We start from the raw sequence: 24174 nt of genomic DNA, 5'->3' as shown, positions 1-24174 counted from the left end.
GCCCACTCCGTCCCGGGCGGCAGCCCCCCGCACGGCACCCGCAGAGAGGCGGCACCCCATGCCTGACTTCGTCGGCGCAGTGGACCAGGGGACCACGAGCACCCGTTTCATGATCTTCGACCATGCCGGAAACGAGGTGGCGAGGCACCAACTGGAGCACTCCCAGATCCTCCCGCGCTCGGGATGGGTCGAACACGACCCCGTGGAGATCTGGGAACGCACCAACTCGGTGATCCAGAACGCCCTCCGGCACGGCAACCTCGACGCCTCCGACCTCGCGGCCGTCGGGATCACCAACCAGCGCGAGACGACCGTCGTCTGGGACCCCCGTACCGGGCGCCCCTACTACAACGCGATCGTCTGGCAGGACACCCGTACGGACTCCATCGCCGCGGCACTGGAACGCGGTGGCCAGGGCGACGTCATCCGCCGCAAGGCGGGGCTGCCCCCGGCCACCTACTTCTCCGGCGGCAAGATCCAGTGGATCCTGGAGAACGTCGACGGGGTGCGGGAGGCCGCCGAGCAGGGCCACGCCCTCTTCGGCAACACCGACTGCTGGGTGCTGTGGAACCTCACCGGAGGCCCCGACGGCGGCATCCACGCCACCGACGTCACCAATGCCAGCCGCACCATGCTCATGGACCTGGAAACCCTCGACTGGGACGACGAACTGCTCGGCTTCTTCAACATCCCCCGGGCCATGCTGCCCACCATCAACCCGTCCTCCCACCCGGAGGCGTACGGGCGGACCCGCACCTCCCGGCCGTTGCGGGAGGCCATCCCCATCACGGGCGTCCTCGGCGACCAGCAGGCGGCCACCGTCGGCCAGGTCTGCTTCGCACCCGGCGAGGCGAAGAACACGTACGGGACCGGCAACTTCCTGGTCCTCAACACCGGTACGGAACTCGTCCGCTCGCAGCACGGTCTCCTGACCACCGTGGCCTACCAGTTCGGCGACAGCCCCGCGGTCTACGCCCTCGAAGGCTCCATCGCGGTCACCGGCTCCGCCGTGCAGTGGCTGCGCGACCAGCTGAAGATCATCACCGATGCCGGTGAGAGCGAGCGCCTGGCCCGGACCGTCGAGGACAGCGGAGGCATCTACTTCGTCCCCGCCTTCTCCGGCCTGTTCGCCCCGTACTGGCGCTCCGACGCCCGCGGTGCGATCGTCGGACTCGCCCGCTACCACGACAACGGCCACCTGGCGCGGGCCACGCTGGAGGCGATCTGCTACCAGAGCCGCGACGTCGTGGAAGCCATGGAGCAGGACTCGGGCGTGCACCTCGACGTGCTCAAGGTCGACGGCGGAGTCACCGCCAACGACCTGTGCATGCAGACGCAGTCCGACGTCCTCGGCGTACCGGTCAGCCGCCCCGTCGTCGCCGAGACCACCGCGCTCGGCGCGGCCTACGCGGCCGGCCTCGCCACCGGCTTCTGGCAGGACACGGACGAACTGCGCACGCACTGGCAGGAGTCCAAGCGCTGGGAGCCCCAGTGGTCCGAGGAGCGGCGTGCCGAGGGGTACGCCGGCTGGAAGCGGGCGGTGGAGCGCACGCTCGACTGGGAGAAGGTCGAATAGAGGGCCGGCCCGGAGCGGCGCCGCCGCGCGGCCGCGTGGGCGCGCCATAAATCGGTTGAGGCGAGACGGATCGTCTTGTTATGGTCGACGCATGGATTTCCACTGCTTTCCCTGAGCCCGGGCACGGTGGCCACACCGCCTCCGCAGCCCACAGACCCTTCACGTCATCAGGGAAAGCCCCATGCGCGAACGCGCCCACACCGCCGTGCCCGCCGCCGTGGCACAGCTGTCCGTCAAGGACGTCACGAAGTCCTACGGCACCCGTACCGTCCTCGACCAGGTCTCCTTCACCGTCCGTCCCGGCGAGAAGGCCGCCGTCATCGGCGAGAACGGCTCCGGCAAGTCCACCCTGCTGCGGCTCCTCGCCGCGGCCGAGCCGCCCGACACCGGCGAGATCACCGTCATCTTCCCGGGCGGCACCGGCCACCTCACCCAGACCCTCGACCTCGACCCCGACCACACCGTGCGGGACGCCGTCGACCTCGCCCTCGCGGACCTGCGCGACATGGAACGCAGGCTGCGCGCGGCCGAGAAGGACCTGGCCGGCGCTTCCCCGGCCGAACTCGACGCGTACGGCGAGCTGCTGACCGCGTACGAGGACCGCGGCGGCTACGAGGCCGACGCCCGCGTCGACGCCGCCCTGCACGGCCTCGGGCTCGCCGGGACCACCCGCGACCGTAGGCTCGGTTCGCTGTCCGGCGGCGAGCAGAGGCGCCTCGCGCTCGCGTGCGTACTGGCCGCCGCCCCCGAGCTGTTGCTCCTGGACGAGCCGACGAACCACCTCGACGCGGCCGCCGTGCACTGGCTCGAAGAGCACCTGCGCGCGCACCGGGGCACCGTCGTCGCCGTCACCCACGACCGCGGCTTCCTGGAGCGGATCGCCACCACCGTCCTGGAGGTCGACCGCGACGCGCGTACCGTGCACCGCCACGGGGACGGCTGGCGCGGCTACCGCGCCGCGAAGGCGGCTGCCCGACGGCGCGCGGCGCAGGACCACGCGGACTGGCTCGACGAACTCGGCCGTACCGAGGAACTGCTCGGCGCGGCCACGAAACGCCTGGCCGGCACCGGAAAGGACCCCCGGCAGGGCTTCGGCAAACATCGCCGGTCGCACGAGGCCAAGCTCGGCGGACAGGTCCGGGCCGTCCGGGAGAGGCTGGACCACCTGCGGCGCAACCCGGTGGCGCCGCCGCCCGAACTCCTGAGGTTCACGGCGGCGCTGCCGACGGCCGGCCGCGAGCACCAGGGCGGTGCCCCGCTCGCCGAGCTCGACGGCGTGGCCGTCGGGGAGCGGCTCCGACTCGACGGCCTCCTGACCATCGGGCCGGGAGAGCGGCTGCTGGTCACCGGCGGGAACGGAGCCGGCAAGACGACCCTGCTGCGCGTTCTGGCGGGTGATCTGGAGCCCGACGCGGGGACCGTACGCCGCTCCCACTCCGCCCGGATCGGGTACCTCGCGCAGGAACTGCCGGCCCGGTCCAGCCGGCTCCCGCTGCTCACGGCCTTCGCGGTCGGCCGGCCGGGCCCGCCGGAGGAGTACGCGGAGCGGCTGCTGGCGCTGGGCCTGTTCCGCGAGGAGGACCTGCACCTCCCCGTCGCGGCGCTGTCCGCGGGGCAGCAGCGGCGGCTGCAGATCGCGAACCTGGTGACCCGGCCCGCGGACCTCCTCGTCCTCGACGAGCCGACGAACCACATCGCCCTCGACCTGATCGAGGACCTGGAAGCCGCCCTCGCCGCCTACCGCGGAGCCGTGGTAGCGGTCTCGCACGACCGCGGCTTCCGCCACCGCTTCCCGGGAAACCGCCTGAACCTCCGAGCCGGCCACAACCTCTGACCCAGCCCCCGGGCCCAGGAACCACCCCGGCAGCGGCCCCAGGCTGGCCTGGCTCCGGCGACGCCCGTCCGGCCCCCATCCCCGGTCCTGACCCTGGCCCCGCTCGCGGCTGTCCCCCCGGCCCCGGGCCTCGGGTCGGGGATGCCGCCGCTTCGGCCCCGCCTCGGCGCCCGCCCCCGGTCTCGGGCCTCCCAGGTCCAGGCCGCGGCCCCGCCTTGGCTCCGCAGGCCCTCCCGGCCCCGGGCGGGGGAGGGAGGTCACAGGGTTGGACCCTTATGGACTGCTTGCTCCGTATGTCACCCTGGCCGTGAACCGGGTCACCCACCTGCCGCTCGACCCGGGCGACCGACCCCCCACGGATGCGCCCATGTCCCTGTCGTTCCCGTTCCGAGCCGTACCCGTCGTACTGGCCGGCGCCGTGACCGCCCTGCTGGCCGCCTGCGGGCCCTCGGCCGCCGCCGGTTCCGCAGCGGCACCGGCGCCCCCCGCCACCGCCGCCACGACCCCCTCCGCCCCGGCCCCGGCGCAGGCGACCGCCGCGTACTCACCCACTGCGGATCCCGGCGACGCCCGTACTCGGGAGTCGACGTTGTCCATACCTTCAGCGGGTATATCCGGGCTGCGCGTCGTGCCGTACGAGGGCACCACCGACGACGTACCCGGCACCCGAATCCAGGACCGCGGGGTCGCGGCCAGCCCGTACGGGAAGCGGGGCGGGGTGGGACCCGGGCAGGTGGGGAACTTCCTGGTCACAGCACACCGCCTGTCGGCCGGCGGCCCGCTGCGGGACCTGCCCGCGGTCGACCACGGAGACGCGGTCCTGGTGACCGCGGGCGGGGTGCAGTACACCTACGAGATCACCGCGACCCGCAAGACGTCCTTCCGGCAGCAACGCTCGCTGGACGAACAGCGCGCGGCGGTGCCCGGCGCACCCGGAGCGACCCCCACCCAGGCCATGATCACGATCTCGACCTGTGCCACACCGGAGGACCACGCCGAGGGCAACTTCTGGAGCGACGCCCAGGGCAATCCCGAGCACCGCATCGACAAGATCGGCGTCCTGCGCAAGACGACGACGTCTCCGTAGCACCACCTGGGTGGCGCATGAGCACGGCAGACGACGACCACATCGCCCTCGACCTCCTCGACGCCCACCTCGAACACCTGTCGGCGTCGGCGGCACCCTCATGGAGCTGCGGCGGGCGCCGCAGCCGTCCGGGCCGGCCTCGCGGTGACGGGGGTGCACCGCTTCATCACGGGTGAGTACATCAACGGCCTCGACCTGTGCGAAGAACTGGGTCTCATCGCCGTGTCCGACGAGGAGGTCGGGGTCTTCTGGTCCGTCGGCGCGTACTGCCACCGGCCACCGGGGACGTCACTCCTCAGGCAAACGCGCACGGCCGGCCCGGCCCCTCGCGCGGTGGATCCGGGCCAGTACCAGGACCGTGTCGTCGGTCGCCTCCGCGGGAAGCAGGTTCGCGATGATCCGGTCCGCGGCCTCCTCCAGCGGCCCCGTCACCGTACGCAGCTGCTCCCGCAGCGCCTCCAGACCGGCTCCGATGTCCTGGCCCCGCGCCTCGATCAGGCCGTCGGTGTACAGGGCGAGCACCGCGCCCTCGGGCAGGTCGAGCGCCGACGACCGGAAGGGGACGCCGCCCACCCCTAGGGGGACCCCCAGGCCCTCGCCCACCGTCTCGACCGTCCCGTCCGGGTGGCGTACCAGGGGCGGCGGATGGCCGGCGTTCCCGATACGGGTGCGGCCGGTGTGCGGGTCGTACACGAGGAAGAGGCACGTGGCCAGCTGGATGCCGGACTCCTGCGCGCAGGAGTCGAGTTCGGTGAGCAGCGCCTCGGGGGTGGGGGCGTGGGGGGCCAGGGCCTTGGCCGTGATGCGCAGCCGGCCCATCGACGCGGCGGCCGGGACGCCGTGCCCCATGACGTCCCCGACGACGAGCGCGACCCGGTCGTCGGGCAGGTTGATCACGTCGTACCAGTCGCCCCCGACCTCGGTGATCCGGCTGCCGGGGAGATAGCGGTGGGCGACGTCCACATGGGCGCCGGAGACCACGGCACTGGGCAGCAGGGCGCGCTGGAGGGTCAGCGCGATGTCCTGGACCCGGCCGTACAGGCGCGCGTTGTCCAGGCACAGGGCCGCCCGTGAGGCCAGCTCACCGGCGAGGGTGACGTCCTGTTCGGTGAAGGCGGGACGGGCGGTGGAGCGGCCGAACATGGCGATGCCCTGGACGGTACCCCGTGCGATGAGCGGCGCGAGGACGATCCCGCCCAGATCGCTGTCCAGCAGCAGGCGGGCCCGGTCCCGGTGGTCGGCGGTGCGGGTCGCGAAGGCCTCGTCGACGACGACGGAGAGCGGGCGGCCGCTGCTCAGCATGTCGTGGATGCCGGAGCCGGGTGGGTAGGTGACCCGTTCCCGGCCGCCGACCAGCTCCGGTACGGGCGGCGGGAGGACGGTGCCGGAGGCGATCCGGCGCGTGGTGAGCGGCAGTGCGGGGTCGAACCGTTCGTCCTCGTGCATCCACTCGATGATTTCGACCACGGCGCCGTCGCAGAAGTCGGGCATGACGGCGTCGATGAGTTCGCGGGCGGTGACCTCCAGGTCCAGGGTGGTGCCGACCTGGGCCGATGCGCGGTCCAGCAGGTCCAGTCGCTGCCGGGCGGCCGTCGCTTCGAGCAGGGCCTGTTCCCGGTCGGTCACGTCGACGAGCAGCCCGCCGACGCCGGGCAGGGTGTCCCCGGCCCCGCTCAGCGGGAAGAAGCTCACCGAGCGGACCTGGTCGCGGTCGGGCCGGCCGGGGGTGCGCAGCCCCACCAGTGCGCCGACGAGGGGGTGTCCCTTCTCGGCCACGGCCCGGAGCATGCGTTCGTACTCGCCCCCGTCGGACGTGATCATGATGTCGGTCATGCGCCGCCCGAGGTGTTCCCGTACGGGGATCCCGTCCATGTCGGCCAGCACCTGGTTGAGGTGCACGTAGCGCAGCTCCTCGTCGAGCATGACGAGGCCGATCGGGCAGGTCTCGAAGAGGGCGTCGAGGAAGACGAGGTTCGTCTTGACCCGGTCGAGTTCGTCGCCGCGGCTGGCCAGGCCCATGACGACGGAGTCGCCCGCCGGCCCGGTCACCGGGAACACCCGGAACCCGCAGTCGAAGACCCCGGCGTCGCGGTGCCGGGCGGGCATCCGGACCCGCCAGTACCCGAGGCTCAGGCCGCGCTCCACCAGCTGAGACGCCCCGCCGGGGGTTCCCGGATCCGGGTCGGGGAAGAGGATCGAGGCCGGCCGGGACAGCACCTCTTCGGGTGCGTAGCCGAACAGGTGCCGGGCGCCCGGGCCCCAGTAGCGGACCCGCTCCTCGTGGTCGAGGCCGAAGACGGCCACGGGCACGTGCTCCAGCAGGGCCCCCGGCTCGGACCGGATCGGACCGGGGGCGTCGGCGTCCGCACCCCCTGGCCGGTCCGATGGCATCAGAGGCCCCCCTTCGATCGAGGTCTCTCCTCATTGTGCCCGTCATCCGGGCGGCGGACCTCATGGCGCCTCGCGGTGCGCATTCAGCGGTGCGCCATGCCGTACCGACCGGTAATTCCAGCCAATTGTCGCCATGCACCTGACAGGCTCCTGACACTTCGAGGTGGCTGTGGGACGCTCCCGGCACGCACTCCGCACCCCCTGAGAGGCACAGCGCCTCGCCCACCCCCACCAGCACGTGGCATGGAGGAGCGACCCATGAGGCACACCCCGAACATCTCCCGCACCACACGACTCGCCCGCGTCGCGGGGATCGCGACACTCGTCCTCGCGGCAGGTCTGGCCGGTACCGGAACCGCCCTGGCCCACGGCTCCGCCGCCCCGGCCGCCGACCAGAAGGTCGACGGCGTGATGGTCGTCGCCGGCAACAGCTGCAGCTGGACGAACGCGAGCACCAGCGCCGCCGCCCCGAACGCCCTCACCGTCGACCGTGCCACGGTCAACGCGCCGGGCGGCAACCTCGCCTGTGGCGGCGGCATTGCCGCCACCCTCAACAACAACCCCGCCTTCACCTTCGACGACGCGGCCGGCACGGCCCGGACCGACCTGATCGACATCACCGGCAGGCAGAGCTTCATCTCCTGTCGCTACAAGGCGACGAACATCGCGTGGGACCGCGACGGTACGACCCGTAAGTACGTCAACCGGGCCTTCACGGCGACCAAGACCTCGGGCAGCTTCCTGTGCCCGGGCTCGGTGACCACCCCGGCCGGGGACGCGTCCATGCTGTTCCGCTGAGCCACCGCTGAGTCACCCGCCACACCCGGCCGCCTCCCGGCTCCGCCTTGGGAGGCGGCCCCACCCGTCGGCCCACTCGCCGACCCCTCGGGTGTCCGCGGGGGAGAGGCGCAGGGCTCCGGGCCGGCGGCCGGCCTATTGACCCGCCCCTCGTCATCGGGCGACGCGGACGGCCCAGGATGGCCGGAGATCACCCCTTGATGTGACGCTCAGGTGATTGACTGCTACTCTCCGTGCCCCGCCTGGCGTGTACAGGGACAGACCTACGGGCGGTACCCGACGGGCACGGACGGGCGTCCGGCGGCGGACGGACGGGGCAAGGGGAGCGGAGGAGTCATGCGCATCGCCACGGCTCTGGCCGCAGCCGCCTCGCTCGCCGTCTTCTACGCGACCCCACCGCAACCGGCCGCCGCCGCGGCCGCCCCGGCGAAGTGCCATCGGGGCGAGACCGGTGAGCCCTCGGCGGACTCCCGGGGCCGGTCATCGGTGGATGCGGGCGAGATCCGCTGGGAGGATGAGAGCAAGTACGACGACGCGCTCAAGCACGCCCACAAGGTCTGGACGTCGGGCGGTCTCGACCGGGTCAAGGTCCGCCCCGACGACGCGTCGTCCATCGCCGACCTGCAATGGAGGGACGTCGACCGGAGGGACGGCGCGTGGGCGAAGCGCGGCGGCCAGTGGGCCCCCCACACCGGCGCGGACAACATCTACTTGGGCGACCACCTGCTGGGCGACCGCAAGGCCTACGGCACCAAGCAGTGGCGCCGCAGCGTCGCCGTCCACGAACTGGGGCACGCGCTCGGCCACTGCCACAAGACCATCAACTGGTACCTCACCGTCCTCGACCCGGACATCGACAACATCGACGGCATCACCGAGCCCACCGGCACGGACCGCAAGAACTACCACGCCCTGTGGGGATGAGCATGAAGAAGACCACGACGGCAGCCCTCGCCCTGTCCGCTCTCGCCCTCGCGGCCGCCGCCTGGGCCGGGTACGGAAACCTCCAGCCTGCTCCCGCCGCCGACGGACTGTCCCTGGCCCACGACCTCGACGACGAGCACGTGCTCGCCGGACGTGCCGACAGCGTCGTCACCGCCACCGTGGTCAGCCGGTCCGCGCCCGTGGACATCGACGGCATCCCCTGGATCGACTACACCGTCCGGGTCACCCACACCCTCAAGGGCCCGCTGGCCAAGGGCGCCCAGGCCGTCATCCGGCAGGAGGCCGACTACGGTCCGGACGGCACGGTCGTCGCCTACCCCGCCGACCCCTTCCTGACCGAGGGGGCCGCGCACATCTTCGCCACCCGGTACAGCGAGCGCATCGACCGCCACGTCTTCCTCGACGCCGTCCACGGCCGCGTCCCGCTCACCCCGCAGACCACCGCGACCTGGACGGATGCCGTCGCCCGCCAACGCACGGACTGACACGGGGCAGTTGGCCGCGGTGAGCCTAAGGTGAGCCCATGGATCTCCAGGCCGAACTGCTCGAACACCCCTACTCCGTCTACGACCGGCTGCGCGACAGCGCACCGGTGTGCCGCATCACCGGCACCGACGGCACCCCGGCATGGCTGGTGACGCGGTACGACGACGTACGCGCCGCCCTCGCCGACCGCCGGCTGTCCCTCGACAAGTCCCATTCCAAGGGCGGCGGTTATCGGGGCCTGGCGCTGCCGCCGGCCCTGGACGCCAACCTGCTCAACATGGATCCCCCGGACCACACCCGCATCCGCAGGCTCGTGAGCCGCGCCTTCACCCCGCGCCGCACCGAACAGTTGCGCGCCCCCATCCGCGCGACTGCCGACCGCCTCCTCGACGACCTCGGCCCGGCCGGAACCGCGGACATGGTGGCCGCGTACGCCGCCCCGCTGCCCATCATCGTGATCTGCGACCTGCTGGGCGTTCCGGAGGACCGCCGTCTGGACTTCCGCACCTGGACGGACGCGCTCATCACCCCCGACCCCAGCCGTCCCCATGCCGCGAAGGAAGCGGTGTCGGCCATGCTCGGCTTCTTCACCGAGCTCATGGCGCACAAGCGCACCAGGCCCGCCGACGACCTGCTGTCCGACCTGATAGCCGTCCGGGACGCCGCGGACGGCGCGGACGGCGCGGACGCCCGCGACGGGGACCGGCTCAGCGAGGACGAGTTGATGTCGCTCGCCTTCCTCATCCTCTTCGCCGGGTACGAGAACACCGTCCAGCTCATCGGCAACGCGATCCACACACTCCTGGAGCACCCCGAGGAACAGGCCCGCCTCCGCAAGGACCCGTCCGCCCTCCCGGCCGCCGTAGAGGAACTCGCGCGCTACGAGGGCCCCGCGCCCCTCGCCATCCGCCGCTTCCCGACCGAGGACATCACCATCTCGGGAGTCACCGTCCCGGCGGGGGAGACGGTCCTGCTCTCGCTCTCCGCGGCCAACCGCGACCCGGCCCGCTTCCCCCGGCCCGACCTCCTCGACCTGGACCGCGACGCCTCCGGCCACCTCGCGCTCGGCCACGGCATCCACTACTGCCTCGGCGCCCCCCTGGCCCGCGCCGAGACCGAGATCGCCCTCGCCGCCCTCCTGGAGCGCTATCCCGTCCTCGAAGCCGCGGGCCCCGCGCCCCGCTGGCGCCCCTCCCTGCGCGCCCGGGGCCTGCTGGAACTCCCGGTCCGCTACGACACGCAACACTCCTAGCCCGCGGCGCTCGCCGCCGTACCGGGCGCCGCCTCGGCGGTATGGGCGGTGGTGCGGGACACCGGCACCGCCCCCGGCGATCCGCGGCTGCGCGGTGGCCGGCCCGCGCAGGTGACCGCGCCGACACGGCCGGCTGCGGGCGTTGTCAGTGGCTCCCGGTAGCGTGGGCAGGGCCTGCTCGACCAAGCGCGGGCACCGACGCGCCGCGTGGGGGGCGCATGTGATGGCGCATGTGATGGGGGTGCGGGTGATGGGTCCGACCACTGCCTGGAAGGCCGGGGCCGCCGGCCGGTACGGCCGTCGTGTCCGGAAGGATCCCGTGACGTGATCGCGAGACCCACCGACGACCTGGCCGCCTCCTTCGGGCGCCTGGGAGGTGAGGACGACGGGCAGGTCTGGAGCAGCCTCTGGGACCACCTGTGCCACCAGAACTGCGTCTACCCCGACAGCTACCTCGCCCTCCCGTACCTGGCGGCCATCGCGGCCGGACGCGCCCCCGGGGCACCGGACGAGGCGGTCTCGATGGCAGGCCTCATCCTGTCCGCGGCGGACGACGAGCAGACCGCCCAGTACGCGGACGAGACGACCGTCCTCCTCGGGACGGCCCGCCGCCTGCTCGGGGAGGCGGGCGCCGACGCCCCGACCTTCGTCTACCTGCTGCAAGCCCTCCTGGCCTTCGAGGGCGAGCGGGTGTGGAGCGTCGGACGCCTGGAGGGCCTGTTCACGGAGGAGTACGAAGTCGACTGCCCGGCCTGCTCGTCGACGCTCTTCGTCGCCTTCGGCGAGTACGGCACCTTCGCCCCGGTCAGGACGGAACTGCTCCCCGCAGGCTCGGCCAGGACGGAACTGCTGCCCGCGGAGCCGGCCGCCCTCGACGCACTGCCGGCCCGCCTGCACCGTCTGGCGACGGACGCGGGGCACGAAAAGGTCGCGTACGGGCTGATCCACCTCTTCGGCCGGGCGGTCTGCCCGGACTGCGAGGCGGTCTTCTCCGTGTCGGACCGGGTCGTGGAGAGGGACGAGTAGGTGCGGGAACCGAACGGAGTGGTGTCCATGCGGAGACTCCACGCGGTGGTGGCCGGGGCCGGGATCGGCGGTCTCACGGCCGCCCTCGCACTGCACCGCCGAGGCTGGCAGGTCACCGTCTGCGAACGCGCCCCCGAACCGCCGGTGACCGGGGCCGGCATCGGACTCGCTCCCAACGCCCTGCGCGCCCTCGACGCCATCGGAGCCGACGCGGCCCGGGCCACGGGCAGCGCCGTGCCGGCGACGATGGGCGTCCGCCGCTCCGACGGCCGGTGGCTCACCCGCGCCGAGACCTCGTACATGGCCGCCCGGTACGGGATGCCCCCGATCGCCGTACCGCGCCCCGCCTTCACCGCGGCGCTGGCCGCCGCCCTGCCGCCGGAGGCCCTCCGTTACGGCGCCACCGTCACCGGCGTCGACGATGCCACCGGCCGCGCGACCGTCCGTACGGCCGAGGGCCCGGACCTTCCCGCCGACCTGGTCGTCGCCGCCGACGGGATCCACAGCCCGCTGCGCCGCGCGTGCTTCCCCGCGCACCCCGGCCTGCACTACCTCGGCGAGACGGCCTGGCGGACCCTCGTCGACGCCCCTGACCTGCGGATACCGTCCATGAGCGAGACGTGGGGGCGGGGGGAACGCTTCGGCGTGACACCGCTCGCCGACGGCCGGTACTACCTGTACGCCACCGCGGTGGTCCCGGCCGGCACCCGCTCGGCCGACCCCCTCGCCGAACTCCGCCGCCGCTTCGGCGCGTGGCACGACCCGATTCCGGCCCTGCTGGACCGGGTCGGGCGCTCCGGCCCCGCCGACGTCCTGCAGAACGACCTGTACGACCTGGCCGCCCCGCTTCCCCGGCTGCACCACGGCCGGACCGCCTGGATCGGCGACGCCGCCCACGCCATGGCCCCCAACCTGGGCCAGGGCGGCTGCCAGGCCATCGAGGACGCTGTGGTCCTCGCCCACCTGCTCCCGGCCGGGGGCGACACCGGCGGTGCGGAGGCCGTCCCGGCCGCCCTCGCCGCGTACACCGCCGCCCGCCGCGACCGCACGGACGCCGTCCGCCTCCGCGCCCGCCGCGTCGGCCGCCTGGGCGCCCTGCGCAACCCGCTCGCGGCGACGGCCCGCGACCTGGCGGTCCGTGCCACGCCCACACGGCTGGCCCTGCGCGGCATGGACGACCTCTTCAACGGCTTCCGCCTCCCCGGCGCCGGCCGCACTGACCGCTACTGACCGCTCCCGGCATAAGTGATGCTTCTGGGCAGCAGCAGAACCATCTACTGGAGATATCACCCGGTGGGCCACAGGCTTGATCACATGGAGAACGCGACAACCCGCCCCCGCACCCGGTTCCTCCTGGGTGCGGCCCTGCTGTCGACCGGCCTGCTCGCCGGGGCCTTCGGCTACGGCGCCGCCAACCTCGTACCGACGTTCGACGCGGTGCCGATCGACATGAGACTCGACTTCCACACCGAGCTGATGAAGAGCAACGGCATCACCATGCAGGCGGCGATGGCGGTCTCGGCCCTCAGCGCCCTCACCCTGGCCGCGCTCACCCAGGGACGGACCCGGGCCCTGGCCGCCGCGGCAGGGCTCCTGACGGTCGCCTCGTTCCTGATCACCCGCTTCGGGAACGTTCCGATCAACGGCCGGATCAAGCAGTGGGCCGCCACCGCGCCGCCGGCGGACCATGCGGAGATCCTCCAGCGCTGGGAGGCGTTCAACGTCGCCCGCACGTGTACCGCGATCGTCGCGTTCACCGTACTGATCTGCGTGGCCTGCGCGGGGCATGCAGGCGGGCACCGCAGCAGCCGCCCCGCCCGCTGAACGCCTCGCCGAGACCAGGTCCGGGCCCGGGATGTCCGCGACGCGCCGCCCGTCGCGTGGGCGTTCGAATGTGTCGGCGTGGGCCGTCCGGTGGGGGCGCGGCGTGTACGCGTGTCGCGCGGAGGGGGACGATGAGATGGCTGGGAGCGTAGGGCCGCAGCTCGCAGTGGCCGGAAGGAGAGCCCGCAGATGGGAGCAATCGAGCCCTCGCACGGCGGTCCCGGAGAGGTGCGGCCCGCCGCGACCGGGCCCGGCGGCCTGCTCGATGTGCTGCGCGTGGCCGCCGTACTCCTCGACGCCGACGGCCGGATCGACCTGTGGAGCCCGCAGGCGGAGCAACTGTTCGGTTACACCGCCGACGAGGCCCTCGGCGAGTACGCCGCCCGGCTCCTGCTCCACGAGGAGCACGTCCCCGTCGTACTGGACATGTTCACCGAGGTCATGGAAGCCGGCGTCAGCTGGGTCGGTGTCTTCCCCGTCCGGCACAAGGACGGCAGCACCCGCATGGTCGAGTTCCGCAACATGCGGCTGCTGGACTCCCAGCAGGAGTACTACGCCCTGGGCCTGGCCGCGGACCAGGCGACGGTACGGCAGGTCGAGCGGGATCTGGCCCTGTCCGCCCGGCTCGTGGAACAGTCACCCGTCGGCCTCGGCGTACTCGACACCGACCTCCGCTACGTCTCGGTCAACCCGGCGGAGGAACGCCTCAACGGGGTCCCCGCGGCCGAGCACATCGGCCGGCACGTCCACGAGGTGCTGCCGGCCGTGGACGCCTCCTTCGAGGCCGCGATGCGCGAGGTGCTGGCCACCGGCGTCCCCATCGTGGACCAGTACACCGTCGGCCGTACCCCGGCCGACCCGGACCACGACCACGCCTGGTCGATCTCGTTCTACCGGCTCGAAACCCCCAACGGGACCGTGCTGGGCGTGGCCACCGCCAGCGTCGACGTCACCGAGCGGCACCGGGCGGTCGAGGAGCAACGCCACACCGCACTCACCCTCCAGCGCAGCCTGCTCCCGCACACCCCGCCGCGGCGGCCGGGACTGGAGGTCGCCACCCGCTACCGCCCCGCCCAGGCCACCATGGAGATCGGCGGCGACTGGTTCGACGTGATCCCGCTGAGCGGGGACAAGACCGCTCTCGTCGTCGGCGACGTCATGGGCAGCGGAGTCGCCGCCGCGGCCAGCATGGGCCAACTGCGCACCGCCACCCGGACCCTGGCCGACCTCGGCCTCGACCCGGCACAGGTCCTGCACCACCTCGACCACGTCACCGAGGGCCTCGAGACCATCGCGACCTGCGTCTACGCCGTCTACGACCCACGCGGGGCGCAGTGGCACCTGTCTCTGGCCGGGCACCTGCCCCCGGTCCTCCTGCGGCAGGACGGCACGCGCGAACTCCTCGACCTGCCCACCGGAGCGCCCCTCGGCGGCTGCGGTGTCCCCTTCCGCACGGTCAGCGTCTCCGTCGAGGCGGGCGACCAGCTCGTCCTCTACACCGACGGCCTGGTCGAGACCCGGGACGACCCGATCGACGAGCGCCTGGAGGTCCTCCTCGACGCTCTCGACGACCCCGGCCGCCCCCTGGACGAGACCTGCGACCTGCTGCTGGACACGATGCGCCACCCGGGAGTCCACGACGACGTAGCGCTCCTGATCGCCCGTGCCACCCCGACCCCGACCCCGACCCCCGAGGACCCTGCCTGATCGCCCGACAGCGCACCGCGCGGGTGGGCTACGCCACCTCCGCCGCGCCGGAGGTGGTGGCCAGGCGCAGGGCCGCCACCAGTTCGCGGTAGAGCGGGTCGGACTCCAGCAGCTCCTCGTGGGTGCCGCGGGCGCGGATCCGGCCCGCCTCCATGACCACGATCAGATCGGCGTCGACCACCGTCGACAGGCGGTGCGCGACCGTCACCACCGCACCCGTCGCCGCGCGGCTGCGGATGCAGTCCTGCACCGCGGCCTCGGTCAGACCGTCCAGCTGCGCGGTCGCCTCGTCCAGCAGCAGCACCTCGGGAGTGCGCAGCAGGGCGCGCGCGAGCGCGATGCGCTGGCGTTCGCCACCGGACACGTGCGCCGACGACAGGGGGCTGTCCAGACCGCTGTCGAGGGTGTCGACCTTGTCCGTCAGCCGTACGTCCCGCAGTACGCGGCGCAGTTCCTCCTCGGTGGCGTCCGGCCGGGCGAGCAGCAGGTTGTCGCGGAGGGTGCCGGGCACGACCGGGGTGTCCTGCTCGACGTACGCCAGCCGCGCCCGCACCTCGGAGTGGCTGTGGTCGCGGTACGGCCGTCCGTTCAGGAGCAGTTCGCCGTCGACGGGCTCCAGGAACCGCAGGACCAGCGAGAACAGGGTGGTCTTGCCGGCGCCCGACGGGCCGACGATCGCGGTGTGACCGCGCCGGGGGATGGCCAGCCGCACATCGGTGACGGCGTTCCCGGCGTCGGGGCCGTACGCGGCGCTGACACCGCGCAGTTCGAGCACGGGCACGTGCGCCCGGTCGTCGGCGTCCGCCGGGCCGGCGGGCGACGTACCGCGGGCAGGGTGGCCCGCCGTGTCCTCGCCCGTCAGATCGGTGGTCTGCCGGATGCGTTCGGCCGCGGCCATCCCGGCCTGAAGGGAGGTCAGGTTCTGGCTGAGCGTGCTGACCGGCTCCATCAGCGTGAACGCGTACAGCAGGAAGGCGATCAGGCTGGACACCTCCAGGTCCCCGGCCCCGACCCGCCAGGCCCCGACGCCCAGGATCGCGATGATGGCCAGCTGGATGCCGGACCCGGCGACCGTCCAGGCCAGCGCCTCCTGACGTACCGCCCGGATGCCGTACTCGGCCGCGGACCGCGCGTCGGCCACGATCCGTTCGGCGGCCCGGTCCTCGGCACGGCTCACCTTCACGGTGCGGATCGCGCGCAGCGTGCCCTCCAGACGGCCGCCGAGCAGGCCGATGTGCTCCTGCGCGCGCTGCTGCGCCTTGCCGATGCCCGGCATGAGGAGCGCGAAGAGCGCGCCGGTCACGGCCACGGCGGCCACCGTCGTGCCGAGGAGTACCAGGTCGAGCACGCCCATCAGGACCAGGCTGCCCACCAGCATGACGGCGCCGTTGACCAGGCCGACGAACGACTGGGCGGTCGCCTCGCGGAGCAGGACGGTGTCCGAGGTGACGCGGGTGACGAGCTCACCGGTCGGGCGGCGGGTGAGCGCGGGCACGGTGGCCTGCAGGAACCGCCGCACCATGGACTCGCGCGCCTCCAGGACGACGCGTTCGCCGAGTGTGCCGAGCATGCACCACTGCCGGTAGGACACGGCGGCGCCGACGACGAGGAGCACGAACAGCGCGGTCACGGGGCCGGTGAGGGAGGCGGAGTCGTTCAGGGCGTCCAGCACCCACTTCGTGATCATGGGCGTGCCCAGGCCGAGGGCCGAGCCGGCCAGCGCCAGGACCAGCCCTGCGGCCAGCGTGCGGCGGTGCGGGCGGGCGAAGGACCAGAGGACGCGCAGCCGGGGTGCGTCGAGCACGGTACGGGGCGCGGATGTCGAGTCAGCCATGGTGAAAATGGAACATGGATGTTCCATAACGGTCAAGCGAGTTTCATTGCGGGAGGCGCGCTACCGTACGTCCATGGAGCATGACCACATCGCGACGGCGGCGGCAGCGGCGACGGCGCCGGCCGGATCGGCGACGACCGAGACCGCGACCCGCGCCCGTACGCGGCGCGCGATCCTCGACGCCGCCGTCACCGTCCTGTCGGCCAACCACGGTGCGTCGCTCGCGGACGTGGCCGAGGCCGCCGGCGTCGGACGCACAACCGTCCACCGCTACTTCGCGGAACGCTCGGACCTGGTGGCGGCGCTCGGAGCGGACGTACGGGAGCGGCTGCACGAGGCGACCGTCCGCGCGCGGGTCGAGGAGGGCCCGGCCCCGAAAGCGCTGGAACGGCTCTGCCTGGAGTACTTCGAGCTGGGGGACCGGCTCATGCTGCTGTTCGACGTCCCGCAGTTCCTGAGCTGGGCGGGCTTCGAGGAGGAGACCGACTCCGACCGGGTCCTGGTCCGCCTCATCGAACGCGGCCAGTCCGAAGGCACGGTCGACGCGGAGGCGGACGCCGAGTGGCTGCAGAACGTGCTGTGGTCCCTGCTGTACGCGGCCTGGATGCAGGCGCGTGACTACGGCACGCCCCGCCACACGGCCCTCTCGTCGTGCCTCCACACCCTCCGCAAGGCCATGGCGGCCTCCTGACTCAACCGACCGCCCCCGGCAGGAGCACCACCCGCCGCCGCTCCCATGCCGTAGAGCCTCTCACGCCGCGGTCCGGCGCGGGGCGGGCTATGGGGTGGTGCGGGCGGGGAAGGTGAAGTGGTAGCCCTGCGCGGTGAGCCAGGGCAGGTACTGCTCGAGCGCCGCGACGGTCTCGCTGCGGTCCCCGCCCCCGTCGTGGAAGAGGACGGTCGGCTGCTGGGGCAGCTTGCCCTCTACGGCGGAGATGATCGCGGGCAGGCCTGGGCGGCTCCAGTCCTTGGGGTCCACGCTCCAGCCCAGCGGACGCATCCCGCTCGCCGCGGCGATCGCCCGGCTGTCGGGGGTGAAAGCGCCGCCCGGGGCGCGGTAGTAGCCGACCGGGACTCCGGGAGCGGCCTTCTCGATCATGGCCTTGCCCTGGAGTATCTGCTGCTTCTGGTAGGCGACGGGCTTGTGGTCCATGGTCACGTCGTGGTCCGCGGAGTGGTTGCACAGGCGGTGTCCGTCGGCGGCGACCGAGCGCACGAGCTCCGGGTACTTCTGCGCCTTCGTCCCGATCAGGCAGAAGGTGGCCTTGACGTGGTTCTTCCGCAGCACGTCGAGGACCTGGGGCGTCCATCGGGGGTCCGGGCCGTCGTCGATGGTGATCGCGACATCCCGGCCCGAGCCCTGCGCGAGCCGGGAGATGGCCAGGGGGATCCCCGAGGCGCTCCGCGCGGTCTCCGGGCTTCCGGCTGACACGGCGGCCCCGGCGGGGTTCCCGGGCACGGGCTTGTCCGCCGAACCGTCCGTGGCGGCGAAGGCCTGGGTGCCGCAAACGGCCAGGATACCGAGGACGGCCGCGGTGGCGGCGGATCCCGCACGCCTGAGACGGCGAGCGGAACTGCTGGTGATGCCCATGGACGCGCTCTTCCTTTGCGCTCAGCCCCCCTTTGTCGCGTGTCCGATCCAGGCTAGGTCATCCGGTTCGGAGCCCTTTTCGCCCGATCGGCCGGTTCCGCGGCGCGTACCGGGGCCGAAACAGGGCCAGAGCGGGACCGGTCCGGCGGGCCGGACGGCGGATCCCCGGGAGGCGTGCGACGGGCCTGTCGGCCGGTGTCGGGGCGGCCTCGGGGCTCCGGGCCCGGTGCGCGAAAGATCCCCCTGAGCCTGCCGGCATCGCGGCTACGCGACGGCGGGCGTGCCCTCACAGGCTCCCCCGGGGGGCCCGCCCCGTGTGAGGAGAGTCACCGGCCGGCGGGGCCTCCGGCCGTCGCTCCGCCACCATCGCCGTGTGGAGCAGCCAGCCGCCCGCCGCGCCGACCACGTACCAGAACAGGTCCGGTGCGTTGAAGGTGGAGCCGAGCACCAGGCGGGCCGCCACACTGTGCCGGGACAGCTCCGCGGGCAGGGAGCTGAGCTGGAAGAGCTCGATGGCCCAGCTCGCCGCCAGCGCGGTCCCGGCGGCCCGCAGGGGCGTCCACCGCGGCGCGACCAGCACGACCAGGGCCACCAGCAGGACGGTGTACAGCGCGTCCCCGCCGTACTTCGCCACGCTCCCCGCCGCCACGGCCCGCAGCCCGAGCCCCGCACCGACCGTCACCACGGCCGCGGCGGCCGCCGCCGGCCGGATCCGATGCGCGCCGGGGGCGGCGGCGCTGCCACGGCTTCCGGATATGAAGGTCACTGGGCCATCCTGCCCGAGCCCACCGCCCGGCCCGCTGCCCGCCACCCGCCGCCACTCGGTTTGCGCCGTCCTCGGCTCGACCTGCCCAACGCGCCGCAGGCGTCCCTATGATGGCCCGATGGCGTCGATCAAGAACTTTCAAGTCACCTTCGACTGCGCACAACCCGAACGTGTCGCCCGCTTCTGGTGCGAGGTGCTGGGGTACGTCGTGCCGCCGCCGCCCGAGGGGTACGGGAGTTGGGACGACTTCGACCGCGCGCTGCCGGCCGAGCACCAGGGCGCGGCGTTCGCCTGCGTCGACCCCTCGGGCGTCGGCCCGCGGCTGTTCTTCCAGCGCGTCCCCGAAGGCAAGGTCGTCAAGAACCGCCTCCACATCGACGTCCGCGTCGGCACCGGGCTCGTGGGCGACGAGCGCGTGGCCGCTCTGGAGGCCGAATGCGCCCGCCTGGTCGCCCTCGGCGCGACGCGCGTGCAGCTGCTCCTCGCGGACGGTATGAACGAGTCCTGCCTCGCGATGCAGGACGTCGAGGGCAACGAGTTCTGCCTCGACTGAGGACCGTTACGCCGCCGGCCACCTGCTCAGGCATTCGTGATCACCAGAAGGGTGCGGGCGGGGGCCGGGCCCGACAGGCGGCAGCGGTGCGGGACTTCACCCCGGTGGTGGGCACTCTGGCCGGCGCGCAGCGTCAACGGTTCCTCGCCCTCGACCTCCAGGACCACCTCGCCCTCCAGGACGTAGAGGAAGTCCTCGCCGGTGTGCTCGAACCAGCCGCGCTCGCCCTGGCCGGGCTCGAAGTGGTGCTCGTACGCCTCCATCAGCGCGCTGCGCCCGCCCGGGATCAGTACCCGCGCGACCTGCCCCGCGGACTCCTCCACCCGGATGACCTGCGGGTCGCGCTCGTGGCTGACCGCACCCGGCCGCGCGGGCGGCCTCAGGAAGGTGCCCGGGCTGACCTCCAGGGCCTCCGCGATCCGGTAGATCGAGCTGAGGCTGGGCGTGGTGAGGCCGCGTTCGAGCTGGCTGAGGAACGGCTGCGAGAGGCCTGAACGGGCGGCGAGGACGGCCATGGAGACGCCGCTTCGCTTGCGGCAGCTCCGGATCACCCGTCCGACCTCGATCGCCTCCGGCGTGGGTTCGGGTCGAGACACGCAGGTGAACGTACCCCATCCCCGATCAAGGCCCGGGTGCCCCGGCGAGACTTCGCACTGCTGCAACATCGCCGTCATAAGCGTGGTCAATTATTGACCTCACTTATCGACGACCGAGGAGCCGCTCCGTGCACGCCACCCCTTCACCGCCCGGCCGGGCCCTCGGCCGACTGGGCCCGGCCCTGGCGGCGGCAGCCGCCGTGCTCGTGCTCTGGTACCTGCTCGCCCGGTCCGCCGTGGTCGCCCCGGCACTCCTGCCCACCCCCGCCCGGACCCTGGCCGCGCTCGCCGACAGCGCCCGCAGCGGCATCCTGGCGGCCGACCTCCGCGCCAGCCTGGCCCGCGCCGGACAGGGCTTCGCCCTCGGCGCGCTCATCGGCAGCGCCCTCGGCTTCGCCACCGGATACCTGCCCAAGCTCTCCGCCGCGGTGACCCCCGTCGTCTCCTTCCTGCGCCCGATCCCCGCCATCGCCCTGGTGCCGCTCGCGACCGCCTGGTTCGGCATCGGGGAGACCGCCAAGCGCCTCCTCATCGCCTACGCCGTACTCCTCGCCGTATGGCTGTACGTCCACGACGGGGTGTCCCGGGTCCCGGTCTCCCACCTGCGGGCGGCCCGGACGCTGGGCGCGCCGCTGCACCGCCGGTTCGCCGAGGTGCTGCTGCCCGCCGCCGCGCCCGCCGTGCTCGCGGCGCTGCGCTACGGCGCCTCGGTGGCCCTGCTCGCCCTGGTGGCGGCCGAACTCGGCGGCGCCGACAGCGGCCTGGCGTACCGGCTCCAGGTCGACGGCCAGTTCCTCCGCGTGGACCGGATGTTCGCCGGGCTGCTCGTGCTCGGGCTGCTCGGCGTGGCCGTGGACCTCGTACTCGCCTCGGCCGGCCGCCGGTTCGCGCACTGGAGCACCTCATGAGCCTGGCAGTACGCCTGGAAGGACTGTCCGTCCGCTACGGAGCCACCCCCGTCCTGGACCGTACGGACCTGGAACTCCCCGCCGGGTCGTTCACCGCCCTGCTCGGGCCGAGCGGATGCGGCAAGTCGACGGTCCTCGGCGCCGTCGCCGGCTTCGTACATCCCGCCACCGGGCAGGTGACGGCGGGCTCCCGGCCCGTGCGCGGGCCGGGCCCGGACCGGGGCGTGGTCTTCCAGCACTACGCGCTCTTCCCCTGGCGGACGGCACGCGGGAACGTCGAGTTCGCCCTCAAACGGCTCGGGCTGCCGCGTGCGGAACGCCGCCGGCGCGCCCTGGAGGCACTCGCCGAAGTCGGCCTCGCCGACGGCACCGACAAGTACCCGGCGCAGTTGTCGGGCGGCATGCAGCAGCGTGTGGCGCTGGCGCGCGCCCTGGCCGCCGAGCCCGAAGTGCTGCTCATGGACGAGCCGTTCGGTGCGCTGGACGCCCTCACCAGGACCCGCATGCAGCACCTGCTGCGCGAGCTGTGGCAACGCCGGGGCACCACCGTCCTGTTCGTCACCCACGACATCGACGAGGCCCTGGCCCTCGCCCAGCGGGTCGTGGTCCTCGGCGGCAGCCCAGGACGGGTGCTCGCCGACCACACCGTCCCCGACGGCGCTCCCGACCCGGACCTGCGCTCGCTCATCGCACGCCACCTCGGCTCCGACTGACCCGCGCCTGCCCGCTTTCGTGCCTGTTTCCGTTCCTGTCTGCGTCCCTGTCTCCGTCCCCGGAAGGACATTCCTTGATGCCCAGACCCCGCGCGGCCGTCGCCCTGCTCGTGGCGGCCCTGCTCAGCACCCTCGTCGCGGCCTGCGCCGACGGCTCGGGCCCCGTGAACGGCCTGCCGAACGACGGCGGAAGGGGCGGCCGTCCGGCCGTCTCCATCGTCGGCAGCGACCACCTCGGCGGAGCCCCCGTCCACATCGCCCAGGAACACGGACTTTGGGCCGCCGAAGGCATCGACGCCACCGTCACCACCCAGCCCACCGGGCGGGACGCCCTCAACGCCGTCCTCGGCGGCCAGGCACAGCTCGGCATCGTCGGCGACCTGCCCGCCGTGACGGCGGCGCTGGGCGGACGCGACCTGCGGATCATCGCCGACCTGTCCCGGTTCTCCGACTGGCGCCTGCTCACCCGGACCGACCGGGCGGTCACCGGCTTCGCCGCCCTCAAGGGCCGCAAGGTCGGCGTCCCTCAGGGCACGAACGTCGAATACGCCCTGTCGCGGATGCTCGCCTCCGCACAGCTGACCGCAGCCGATGTGACCGTCGTCAATCTCGCCCCGAACCAGGTCACTTCGGCACTGGCCCGCGGCGACATCGACGCCGGCCTCACCTTCCCCAGCTTCTACGAGGCCGCCCGCACCGCGCTCGGCGAACGCTACGCCGAACTCCCCTTCACCGGATACACCGCACGCACCCTGCTGGTCGCGGGCCCGAAGACCAGCGACGAGACCTCCGCCGCCGTACTGCGCACCGTACTGCGCGCCCAGCGCGAGATCGCCGACGACCCGGCCCGCGCACGGAAGGCCGTCGTCTCCCAGTCCAAGGGCGTACTCCAGGCCGGCTACGTCGACGCGTACCAGCCCCGCTACACCTACGCCGCGACCCTCTCACCCGACCTGCCGGCCCAGTTGGCGGAGGAGGCCGCCTGGGCCAAGGCCGCCCAGGGCCTGCCCGGCGCAGCCGACCGCGCGTCACTGCAGCGGTACCTGAACCCCGGCCCCCTGACGGCCGTCGACCCGGCCGCCGTCACCGTTCGCTGACACCCCACCCCACCCCACCCCACCCCACCCGACCCACGAGGAGACCGAACCCATGACCGTCGACCAGAACACCCTGCGCCGCCGCGGCGTCGGCCTGATCGCCCACGACCCCGAGCGCAGCCACGGCGGCTACACCCTCTACACGCCGATCACCAGCGCCGGCGAGATCCACCTCGTGGACATCGAGGGCCGCGCCGTCCACACCTGGAACTCCCCGCACCCGCCGGGCCGTCAGGCGCAGCTCCTGCCGAACGGCAACCTCTTCTACGCGGCCAAGGACACCACGAGCCCGACGCTCTTCCCCATCTGGGACGTCTACCACGGCGGCATCTTCCAGGAACTGGCACCCGACTCCACGGTCCTCCGCGAGGTCCGTCACCCCTTCCATCACCACGACGCCTCGCTCCTGCGCAACGGCAACCTCATCATCACCGTGGTCGAACCCCTCGACCCGGCCGACGCGGCCCGTATCCGCGGCGGCATCCCCGGTTCCGAGGCACCGGGCGGGGTGATCTACGGCGACGTCGTGTACGAACTGACGTGGGACGGGCAGGAGGTGTGGCGCTGGGCCGCCATCGACCACCTCGACCCCGAGGACTTCCCGCTCAACCCGCACTTCGCCCGCGAGCACTGGCCCATGGCCAACACCGTCAACGAGAGCGCCGACGGCTCCATCGTCCTGGGCTTCCGCAGCGCGTCCTCCGCCGTGGCCGTCGACCGCGCGGACGGATCCGTACGGTGGCACATCGGCCCCGCAGTCCTGGCGCAGCAGCACCACCCCCACGAACTGCCCGGCGGCACCATCCTCGTCTTCGACAACGGCACCTACCGCGACACCACCTCCGTGCCCTACTCGCGAGTGCTGGAGCTGGACCCGCGTACCGGCAAGGAGGTGTGGTCCTACCAGGACAACCCGCCGCAGAACTTCTACAGCCCGTACATGTCGAGCGCCCAGCGCCTGCCCAACGGCAACACCTTCATCGCCGAGGGGTCCTTCGGCCGGCTCTTCGAGGTCACGCCCGGCGGCGACGTGGTGTGGGAGTTCGTGGTCCCGCAGTTCCGCTCGTTCGGCGACGGGGTGGGCCTGGAGTCCTCGGCGGGTGCCCAGAACTCCGTCTTCCGCGCCCACCGCTACTCCGCCGACGAGATTCCCTGGCTGCACGTGACGGCCTGACCCCCCTACGGCGGCG

At 73.0% G+C, this 24174-nt stretch carries 22 protein-coding genes; 17 read left to right on the top strand and 5 right to left on the bottom strand.

Features of this window, described 5'->3' with window-relative positions; genetic code table 11:
* Positions 1–58 precede the first annotated feature (58 nt).
* The 3 genes from glpK (at position 59) to NRK68_RS00640 (ending at position 4497) form a co-directional block, all read left to right on the top strand.
* Positions 59–1576: a glycerol kinase GlpK gene (glpK, locus tag NRK68_RS00655; RefSeq protein WP_183066200.1), complete on the top strand. Its 1518-nt coding sequence runs from the start codon at positions 59–61 to the stop codon at positions 1574–1576.
* Between the two features lie 181 nt (positions 1577–1757).
* Complete coding sequence (gene abc-f, locus NRK68_RS00650; protein ID WP_257854380.1) at positions 1758–3410, top strand: ribosomal protection-like ABC-F family protein; 1653 nt, start codon at positions 1758–1760, stop codon at positions 3408–3410.
* Between the two features lie 367 nt (positions 3411–3777).
* Entirely contained in the window at positions 3778–4497 is a 720-nt protein-coding gene (locus NRK68_RS00640; protein WP_257854378.1) for a class E sortase, read from the top strand.
* 288 nt (positions 4498–4785) lie between these two features.
* Here the strand turns inward: NRK68_RS00640 and NRK68_RS00635 are convergent, their stop codons facing one another.
* Positions 4786–6888: a SpoIIE family protein phosphatase gene (locus tag NRK68_RS00635; protein WP_257854376.1), complete on the bottom strand. Its 2103-nt coding sequence runs from the start codon at positions 6886–6888 to the stop codon at positions 4786–4788.
* A 258-nt stretch (positions 6889–7146) separates the two neighbouring features.
* On the opposite strand from NRK68_RS00635, the gene NRK68_RS00630 reads away from it, so the two are divergent.
* The 8 genes from NRK68_RS00630 to NRK68_RS00595 all read left to right on the top strand — a co-directional run bounded on the left by NRK68_RS00630 (position 7147) and on the right by NRK68_RS00595 (position 14926).
* A complete protein-coding gene (locus NRK68_RS00630; protein ID WP_257854375.1) occupies positions 7147–7686 on the top strand; it encodes a hypothetical protein in 540 nt (179 codons plus the stop codon).
* Between the two features lie 336 nt (positions 7687–8022).
* Positions 8023–8610: a zinc metalloprotease gene (locus tag NRK68_RS00625; protein ID WP_257854374.1), complete on the top strand. Its 588-nt coding sequence runs from the start codon at positions 8023–8025 to the stop codon at positions 8608–8610.
* Positions 8611–8612: 2 nt separating this feature from the next.
* Complete coding sequence (locus tag NRK68_RS00620; RefSeq protein WP_257854373.1) at positions 8613–9116, top strand: hypothetical protein; 504 nt, start codon at positions 8613–8615, stop codon at positions 9114–9116.
* 38 nt (positions 9117–9154) lie between these two features.
* Positions 9155–10369, top strand: a complete 1215-nt coding sequence (locus tag NRK68_RS00615) for a cytochrome P450 family protein (RefSeq protein ID WP_183066207.1) — start codon at positions 9155–9157, stop codon at positions 10367–10369.
* A 324-nt stretch (positions 10370–10693) separates the two neighbouring features.
* The gene (locus NRK68_RS00610; RefSeq protein WP_257854370.1) at positions 10694–11395 is read left to right on the top strand and encodes a hypothetical protein; all 702 of its coding nucleotides are present in this window, start codon (positions 10694–10696) and stop codon (positions 11393–11395) included.
* A gap of 27 nt (positions 11396–11422) precedes the next feature.
* A complete protein-coding gene (locus NRK68_RS00605) occupies positions 11423–12625 on the top strand; it encodes an FAD-dependent monooxygenase (protein WP_183066209.1) in 1203 nt (400 codons plus the stop codon).
* A gap of 84 nt (positions 12626–12709) precedes the next feature.
* The gene (locus tag NRK68_RS00600) at positions 12710–13219 is read left to right on the top strand and encodes an anthrone oxygenase family protein (RefSeq protein ID WP_183066210.1); all 510 of its coding nucleotides are present in this window, start codon (positions 12710–12712) and stop codon (positions 13217–13219) included.
* A 189-nt stretch (positions 13220–13408) separates the two neighbouring features.
* A complete protein-coding gene (locus NRK68_RS00595; protein ID WP_183066211.1) occupies positions 13409–14926 on the top strand; it encodes a SpoIIE family protein phosphatase in 1518 nt (505 codons plus the stop codon).
* Positions 14927–14954: 28 nt separating this feature from the next.
* Here the strand turns inward: NRK68_RS00595 and NRK68_RS00590 are convergent, their stop codons facing one another.
* On the bottom strand, positions 14955–16760 hold the full coding sequence (locus NRK68_RS00590) for an ABC transporter ATP-binding protein (protein WP_257854367.1): 1806 nt from the start codon (positions 16758–16760) through the stop codon (positions 14955–14957).
* A gap of 73 nt (positions 16761–16833) precedes the next feature.
* Here NRK68_RS00590 and NRK68_RS00585 point away from each other — a divergent pair, with 73 nt between their 5' ends.
* The gene (locus NRK68_RS00585; protein WP_183066212.1) at positions 16834–17451 is read left to right on the top strand and encodes a TetR/AcrR family transcriptional regulator; all 618 of its coding nucleotides are present in this window, start codon (positions 16834–16836) and stop codon (positions 17449–17451) included.
* 87 nt (positions 17452–17538) lie between these two features.
* Here the strand turns inward: NRK68_RS00585 and NRK68_RS00580 are convergent, their stop codons facing one another.
* Both NRK68_RS00580 and NRK68_RS00575 read right to left on the bottom strand, forming a co-directional pair.
* Entirely contained in the window at positions 17539–18351 is an 813-nt protein-coding gene (locus tag NRK68_RS00580; protein WP_257854366.1) for a polysaccharide deacetylase family protein, read from the bottom strand.
* Between the two features lie 286 nt (positions 18352–18637).
* A complete protein-coding gene (locus tag NRK68_RS00575) occupies positions 18638–19063 on the bottom strand; it encodes a ribosomal maturation YjgA family protein (protein ID WP_257857728.1) in 426 nt (141 codons plus the stop codon).
* Between the two features lie 172 nt (positions 19064–19235).
* Here NRK68_RS00575 and NRK68_RS00570 point away from each other — a divergent pair, with 172 nt between their 5' ends.
* The gene (locus tag NRK68_RS00570; protein WP_183066214.1) at positions 19236–19670 is read left to right on the top strand and encodes a VOC family protein; all 435 of its coding nucleotides are present in this window, start codon (positions 19236–19238) and stop codon (positions 19668–19670) included.
* 26 nt (positions 19671–19696) lie between these two features.
* Here NRK68_RS00570 and NRK68_RS00565 read toward each other — a convergent pair whose 3' ends face one another.
* Complete coding sequence (locus NRK68_RS00565; RefSeq protein ID WP_257854364.1) at positions 19697–20266, bottom strand: helix-turn-helix domain-containing protein; 570 nt, start codon at positions 20264–20266, stop codon at positions 19697–19699.
* A gap of 128 nt (positions 20267–20394) precedes the next feature.
* Here NRK68_RS00565 and NRK68_RS00560 point away from each other — a divergent pair, with 128 nt between their 5' ends.
* The 4 genes from NRK68_RS00560 (at position 20395) to NRK68_RS00545 (ending at position 24158) form a co-directional block, all read left to right on the top strand.
* A complete protein-coding gene (locus tag NRK68_RS00560; RefSeq protein ID WP_183066216.1) occupies positions 20395–21174 on the top strand; it encodes an ABC transporter permease in 780 nt (259 codons plus the stop codon).
* The gene (locus NRK68_RS00555; protein WP_257854363.1) at positions 21171–21887 is read left to right on the top strand and encodes an ABC transporter ATP-binding protein; all 717 of its coding nucleotides are present in this window, start codon (positions 21171–21173) and stop codon (positions 21885–21887) included. Before NRK68_RS00560 ends, NRK68_RS00555 begins: the two co-directional genes overlap by 4 nt.
* 77 nt (positions 21888–21964) lie before the next feature.
* Positions 21965–22984, top strand: a complete 1020-nt coding sequence (locus NRK68_RS00550) for an ABC transporter substrate-binding protein (protein ID WP_257854362.1) — start codon at positions 21965–21967, stop codon at positions 22982–22984.
* 52 nt (positions 22985–23036) lie between these two features.
* Positions 23037–24158 carry an aryl-sulfate sulfotransferase gene (locus NRK68_RS00545; RefSeq protein WP_183066219.1) on the top strand — a complete coding sequence of 374 codons (1122 nt, stop codon included), beginning with the start codon at positions 23037–23039 and terminating at the stop codon, positions 24156–24158.
* Positions 24159–24174: the final 16 nt, after the last annotated feature.

Source organism: Streptomyces yangpuensis (assembly GCF_024666385.1).
Taxonomy (GTDB): domain Bacteria; phylum Actinomycetota; class Actinomycetes; order Streptomycetales; family Streptomycetaceae; genus Streptomyces; species Streptomyces yangpuensis.
The sequence above is the reverse complement of the archived record's forward strand: the minus strand, read 5'-3'. Positions and strand labels throughout refer to the sequence as shown.

Excerpts from the sequence above, each read along its gene's own strand:
- glpK (WP_183066200.1), top strand. The coding sequence starts at position 59 with ATGCCTGACTTCGTCGGCGCAGTGGACCAGGGGACCACGAGCACCCGT.
- abc-f (WP_257854380.1), top strand. The coding sequence starts at position 1,758 with ATGCGCGAACGCGCCCACACCGCCGTGCCCGCCGCCGTGGCACAGCTG.
- NRK68_RS00640 (WP_257854378.1), top strand. The coding sequence starts at position 3,778 with ATGTCCCTGTCGTTCCCGTTCCGAGCCGTACCCGTCGTACTGGCCGGC.
- NRK68_RS00635 (WP_257854376.1), bottom strand. The coding sequence starts at position 6,888 with ATGCCATCGGACCGGCCAGGGGGTGCGGACGCCGACGCCCCCGGTCCG.
- NRK68_RS00630 (WP_257854375.1), top strand. The coding sequence starts at position 7,147 with ATGAGGCACACCCCGAACATCTCCCGCACCACACGACTCGCCCGCGTC.
- NRK68_RS00625 (WP_257854374.1), top strand. The coding sequence starts at position 8,023 with ATGCGCATCGCCACGGCTCTGGCCGCAGCCGCCTCGCTCGCCGTCTTC.
- NRK68_RS00620 (WP_257854373.1), top strand. The coding sequence starts at position 8,613 with ATGAAGAAGACCACGACGGCAGCCCTCGCCCTGTCCGCTCTCGCCCTC.
- NRK68_RS00615 (WP_183066207.1), top strand. The coding sequence starts at position 9,155 with ATGGATCTCCAGGCCGAACTGCTCGAACACCCCTACTCCGTCTACGAC.
- NRK68_RS00605 (WP_183066209.1), top strand. The coding sequence starts at position 11,423 with ATGCGGAGACTCCACGCGGTGGTGGCCGGGGCCGGGATCGGCGGTCTC.
- NRK68_RS00600 (WP_183066210.1), top strand. The coding sequence starts at position 12,710 with ATGGAGAACGCGACAACCCGCCCCCGCACCCGGTTCCTCCTGGGTGCG.
- NRK68_RS00595 (WP_183066211.1), top strand. The coding sequence starts at position 13,409 with ATGGGAGCAATCGAGCCCTCGCACGGCGGTCCCGGAGAGGTGCGGCCC.
- NRK68_RS00590 (WP_257854367.1), bottom strand. The coding sequence starts at position 16,760 with ATGGCTGACTCGACATCCGCGCCCCGTACCGTGCTCGACGCACCCCGG.
- NRK68_RS00585 (WP_183066212.1), top strand. The coding sequence starts at position 16,834 with ATGGAGCATGACCACATCGCGACGGCGGCGGCAGCGGCGACGGCGCCG.
- NRK68_RS00580 (WP_257854366.1), bottom strand. The coding sequence starts at position 18,351 with ATGGGCATCACCAGCAGTTCCGCTCGCCGTCTCAGGCGTGCGGGATCC.
- NRK68_RS00570 (WP_183066214.1), top strand. The coding sequence starts at position 19,236 with ATGGCGTCGATCAAGAACTTTCAAGTCACCTTCGACTGCGCACAACCC.
- NRK68_RS00555 (WP_257854363.1), top strand. The coding sequence starts at position 21,171 with ATGAGCCTGGCAGTACGCCTGGAAGGACTGTCCGTCCGCTACGGAGCC.
- NRK68_RS00550 (WP_257854362.1), top strand. The coding sequence starts at position 21,965 with ATGCCCAGACCCCGCGCGGCCGTCGCCCTGCTCGTGGCGGCCCTGCTC.
- NRK68_RS00545 (WP_183066219.1), top strand. The coding sequence starts at position 23,037 with ATGACCGTCGACCAGAACACCCTGCGCCGCCGCGGCGTCGGCCTGATC.